Source organism: Coleofasciculus sp. G3-WIS-01 (assembly GCF_040223135.1).
Taxonomy (GTDB): domain Bacteria; phylum Cyanobacteriota; class Cyanobacteriia; order Cyanobacteriales; family Coleofasciculaceae; genus Coleofasciculus.
Genome location: NZ_JAVJZI010000011.1, coordinates 1 through 6,065 on the forward strand (window position 1 = coordinate 1; position 6,065 = coordinate 6,065).

Consider the following 6,065-nt stretch of genomic DNA (forward strand, 5'->3'; position numbering starts at 1 on the left):
ACCTAAAATGGTGGATTAGTATTGTAGGGGCGCAGGTTGTGCGCCCAATTTCACCGTCAAATTTATTCCACAATTTTAGCTGTGTCAGTCCACTACTAGCGTGGCACACCTAAAATGGTGGATTAGTATTGTAGGGGCGCAGGTTGTGCGCCCAATTTCACCGTCAAATCTATTCCACAATTTTAGCTGTGTCAGTCCACTACTGGCGTGGCACACCTAAAATGGTGGATTAGTATTGTAGGGGCGCAGGTTGTGCGCCCAATTTCACCGTCAAATTTATTCCACAATTTTAGCTGTATCAGTCCACTACTAGCGTGGCACACCTAAAATGGTGGATTAGATTTGCAGATTTTATGGGCGCACGCCATGCGCCCCTACGGTTTCTGGATAGAATTCTAATACACCAAATTAGGTGTGCCATGCCACTACAGGTCTACAGGTGATTATTTTTTTGTGCGTTAGGGAAGCGATAACGATAAAGTTTGGATAGAGGATACTATCGCTGCTCGCTCCGCAACATGTTTAAACGCTTCTGGAACCTTCTTTTTCGAGTCATCATCCTGCTTCTGGGGTTGTGGCTAGCCTGGGATTTGCTGGCTCACCTGGTTGCGGAAATTTTATGGTTCATTGAGCTTGACTATTTATCGGCGTTCTGGTTACGCTTACTGACTCAGCTAGGGTTGTGGGCGTTTGTGGGTTGCTTATCCGCCGGATTTTTACTCAGTAACTTGTTTCTCGCCAATCGGCTAAAGTATCCCGCCGCTATCGCTAAGCAGATGAGTAACCCCACGAGGATACCTCCGGGGAATACTCAACTCAATCCGACGATACCAATAACTCCTACAGAAGACTCCACACCCTTCAACATTCAAAAGGGAGCGTTAGCGCTGAGGTTAGGATTACTTTTACCACTCGTATTGTGCCTCGACGTAATCGTGGGGGTAATGCTACTACATTACGGCGAAGTGGCTATCTCCTTTTGGCAACCTGATTTTAATTTGCCCAGTGTAACGCCACCACTACCGCCCCCTTTTGATTGGAGTTCCATAGAAAATATAGTGCTACAGTTGCTGGCACAAATTATACAACTTATTGTTCTAGTCATCATTGTCATCGCATTGGTGATTAATTCTCAGTTCTGGTTAACGGCGATGGCTGTTGCTTTTTCAGTGGTTTTTGCCTTAGTGGTATCGGGACAATGGGGCAGGATTTTGCAGTATTTCCAGCCAACAGCCTTTAATGCTAATGAACCCCTCTTTGGCACGGATATTAGTTTCTATGTATTTAAACTTCCGGTGTGGCAACTGTTGGACTTTTGGTTGGGGGGATTATTTCTGTTCGGTTTAGTTGCTGTAACCTTAACCTATTTGGTATCTGGAGATAGCTTGTCTCAGGGGCGTTTTCCCGGATTTTCTGGTCATCAACTTTATCATTTATACGGATTGGGTTCCTTGGCGATGGCAACGGTGGCGTTTCATTATTGGCTATCGCGCTATGAATTGTTGTATTCCACTCGTGGCGTTACCTATGGTGCCAGCTATACAGATGTTAACGCGCAGTTACCAATTAATACTTTTTTGAGTATTTTCGCCCTGGGGATTGCTCTATTTTTACTCCTTAGACCGATAATCGGTTTTAAGTTGCTGCACAAGAGTGGCTTGGGAACACTTTCCCTATTGGGATTGTATGTGATGATGGTCGCGATCGCAGGCTGGCTAATTCCGGCAACGGTGCAACGGTTTGGCGTGCAGCCGAATGAACTGGAACGGGAACGTCCCTATATTGAACGGAGTATCGCCCTGAGTCGAGCCGCCTTTGACCTTGATAGTATTAATGTGGAAATCTTTGACCCCGAAGGTGAACTCACCAGTGCTAATTTAGATGAAAACATTTTAACGATTCGCAATATCCGCCTCTGGGATGCTCGTCCCATCCTGCAAACTAATCGTCAGCTACAACGTATCCGCCTCTACTACGAATTTCCCGACGCTGATATTGACCGCTACAGGCTACCCTTAGAAGTCAGTGGTGTTCCCCCTTCTTTTGATGGAGAAGAAGGCGATGAATTAGAAGCAGAAGACACAGATACTTCCCTAACCGTACCCGCACCCGGTTTCACCCTTGAAAAGCAACAGGTGATTATTGCACCCAGGGAATTATCCTACGAATCCGTTCCTGAACAAGCCCAAACCTGGGTCAACCAACACTTAGTTTATACCCACGGCTATGGCTTTACCATGAGTCCCGTGAATCGGGTTGGGAGTGGAGGATTACCTAACTATTTTGTTAAAGATATTGGCACCGGTGCTGATCCCGGTGTTGGTGGAGATTTATCCACGTCTAGTGAACTGATTCGCGAAAGTATTCCCATTGGGGCGCCCCGAATTTACTACGGACAACTCACAGAAAATTATGTGATGACTCCCACCAATGTTCAGGAATTTGATTATCCCAGTGGTGAGGATAATGTTTACAATACCTACGATGGCGATGGTGGGGTCAGCATTGGTTCACTCTGGCGTCGGCTATTATTTGCCGAGTATCTCAAAGACTGGAAAATGCTGTTTACGGACAACTTTACGCCAGAAACCAAGGTATTATTCCGTCGCAACATCAACCAACGAATTCGCGCGATCGCACCGTTCTTGCACTATGATCGTGATCCGTATATCGTCACCGTTAATCCTCAGGGTGGGGAAACCGAAGCCGAACAAACCTATCTTTACTGGATTGTTGACGCCTACACCACCAGCGATCATTATCCCTATTCCGATCCTGGTGATAATGAGTTTAACTATATCCGCAACTCCGTGAAAGTCGTCATTGATGCCTATGACGGCAATGTTACATTCTATGTTGCCGACCCCGACGACCCAATTATTCAAACCTGGACAAAGATTTTTCCCACGCTATTCCAACCTCTAGATGCCATGCCTCCGGCGCTGCGGCGTCATATTCGCTATCCGGTAGACATCTTTACTGTTCAGTCTGAACGGTTACTAACCTATCACATGACTGACCCCCAAGTATTTTACAACCGGGAAGACCAATGGCGGATTCCTCAAGAAATTTACGGCACCGAGTTGCAACCCTTGGAACCGTACTACCTGATTATGAAACTACCAACCGCCATCGATGAGGAGTTTATTCTCCTCCATCCTTTTACGCCTCAGGCACGTAATAATTTAATTGCCTGGTTAGCAGGGCGTTCCGATGGTGAGAATTATGGCAAATTGCTTTTATATCAGTTTCCCAAACAAGAATTGATTTACGGACCCGAACAAATTGAAGCCTTAATTAATCAAGATCCAGTAATTTCTCAGCAAATCTCACTGTGGAATCGTCAGGGTTCACGAGCAATTCAGGGAAATTTGTTAGTGATTCCGATTGAGCAATCGTTGCTTTATGTCGAACCGCTTTACCTAGAAGCTGAACGCAATAGTTTACCTATCTTAGCGCGGGTAATTGTTGTTTATGAAAATCGCATCGTCATGGCGGAAACGTTAGAAAAGGCGCTGCAGGGAATCTTTCAGCAACCGGAACAAGAACCCGCCCCTACGATTATCCGTCCCCTAGAGGAACCGCCTGTGCCGTTCGAGGGGGGGTAAAAAGGCAGAATGCCGATGAAAAAACTACCCAAGTTCGGATAACAAAGGCTATGCTGTAACAGCGAAAACGGAGGTAGGGGAATTGGGCGATCGCGTCTTTTTTATGGTATTATTTCACCATGGGAAAATGTGTCCGCACGTAGGGGCGCACCGACGTGAGCCCTCTTACCAAAGTGCGCCCTATTTCAAATCTGCGTCCTTTACCAATATGCGCCCTTTTGGGGATGTTATGATTTTTTTCTAGCATTGCGATCGCAAAATCCAATTGTTTTTCCGCACGTAAGTTTTTTATATATTTCTCTTCAAACTGCTATAACTTTCGTTTGTGTGATGCCGCGATTGTAATCGGCTTATTTTTTCTATTATGTCTATGTCTCCTGTAGGGGCGCATGGCGTGCGCCCGATTCAATGGTAAAATCTATTGCACCATTTTAGCTGGGTCACGCCACTACAGATTAAGGTTAAATTGGGTCTATAGGACGGCACATTTTCCCATGATATAAAAGTACCAAAAAACCGGGGAAAAGTCAAGCCCGAATGGGATTTTTTTGGGGAACCTGTTTTATGTGTTAGGCGTTCTGTAGGGGCGAGTCGCTGAACTATCGTTATGGGGAAAAGATTAAAACGTCAATGTAACTCGGATAGTGCCAACATAAATCGCATTATTATCATCATTGTGTTCTGGATTAGTAATCACAAAAAATCCTGGAGTAATCGCGATATCGTCATTAAGCGGAAAACGGTAAAATGCTTCTAGATGTAAAGCTGTATCCCGATCCTCAAAATCCGTACCCAGTTCATTATCAATAATCTTCGGCGGTTGACCAATTATAATACCTGCCAAACTATCTTCTTTGCCAAAATCCGGCAAAGCTAACATCATTGCCCAGGTTAAAATATTAGCATTGGGTTGATCCGGTAAGTCCTTAGCCTGGGCTTGAATTAAACCCACTCGTCCTCCTAAAATAAACGTAGAACTGACTCGTATAGAGGCTTCAGCCGCGAAAGAATTAGCCATTACGTCTTCAGCATCGCGATTAAACGGATCACTGGTTAATTCGCTACCTGTTCCTGTATTAAAACTATTCGAGGAACGGGCATAAGTGAAACTTAAAGACGCGATGTCATTAGGTTGCCAAGTTAATTGCGCGATCGCAGCATAAGTATCATTGCCCAAAATCCCATTATCAGCTTCATTGGCATCGATCGCAACATACCCCAAGGCTAGATTAACAGACTCACCCAAGTTCTGAGAAATGCCAATTCCTGCCCCTTCTCCTTGACGGCGGATGGGATTTTCTCGTCCAAAGGTAGAAATGGAACCATCTCCACTCCCGCTAAATAGAGGATTTACGGTGGGGATTAAATCGCCTAACCCAATCCCTACTGTACCCAAACTCACTTGGGTTTGGGGAGTGACTAAAAATCGGTACTCTAATTCATCAATTTCTACTTCATTGTCATCGTTTCCATCAAATCCTAAATTTGCCTTATGTGTGCCTGTGGCTGTTACAAATTCGGTAATATCGCGACTTTGTAAACGGATTTGTAGTCTATCTTTTCCGGTAAAACTCGTTTCTAAGGTGAGGCGAACTCGATTGCCAAATGTAAGATTGTCGTCAATGTTTTCACCACTTCCATCGGCTTTTTTTGTCCCCTGAACTCCACTGAGCGCAAAAATAACTTCTCCTTCTAATTCAGACGTGGGAGAAAATTGCTGAGATTCTAATTTAGTTGTGCTAGTTTCTAGGCGGTATAACCGTTCTGTAAGTGTGCTTAATTCGACAGCAAAATCCTGTTGTAACCGTTGCAGGGTTTCTAGATCATTTGCGGAAACTGAGTTTGTTGTACTGTTGACATTTTGTTGATAAATGTGATCTAGACAAGCCTTTAATCCAGCGGCAAATTCATAGCGAGTCAGAGTTTGATTCCCTCGATAGGTGTTATTGGGGTATCCGGTGACACAACCATAGCGATCAATGAGCGATCGCAATGCCTGAAATGCCCAATCCTCAGCACTGACATCGGATAGCTCAGACACCGGTGTAATGGCGTTCATCCCCGGATTAGTGGGTTTTTCTATGATGGAACTATTGTGATTAATATCTGTTGGTAGAAACTCGTTTGCTAGCGTGGTATTTGTTCCCATCATAGGATAAACTAAAACAGACATTACAAGCCCTAGTTTTTGAGATAAACCTTTTACAATCATCTTCCATTTAAAACTTAGCTAGAGTGGGTTGATTTTTGACTGAGGTGACACCTAATTGAGTAGATCAGCATTCCATCAAGAAACTGTAGGGGCGCACTGACGTGCATTGGTGTCAACTTAAGGTAAAGAGCTCTTAGAGCGGGGGGTGTAGGGGCGGGTTTTACAGATAACATGAGAGCACCCAACTGATAACTTGACTCGCGCCCGCCCTTCTCCCATAACCGGGGGAGCAGAAACCCCATAGC

2 protein-coding genes are annotated in these 6,065 nt (G+C 44.8%); one reads left to right on the forward strand and one right to left on the reverse strand.

Annotation, left to right across the window (positions count from 1 at the left end):
- The first annotated feature begins 518 nt into the window (after positions 1-518).
- Positions 519-3,608 carry a UPF0182 family protein gene (locus RIM23_RS00675; protein ID WP_446363565.1) on the forward strand — a complete coding sequence of 1,030 codons (3,090 nt, stop codon included), beginning with the start codon at positions 519-521 and terminating at the stop codon, positions 3,606-3,608.
- A 619-nt stretch (positions 3,609-4,227) separates the two neighbouring features.
- Here the strand turns inward: RIM23_RS00675 and RIM23_RS00680 are convergent.
- Positions 4,228-5,760, reverse strand: a complete 1,533-nt coding sequence (locus tag RIM23_RS00680) for an iron uptake porin (RefSeq protein WP_446363567.1) — start codon at positions 5,758-5,760, stop codon at positions 4,228-4,230.
- Between the last annotated feature and the right edge of the window lie 305 nt (positions 5,761-6,065).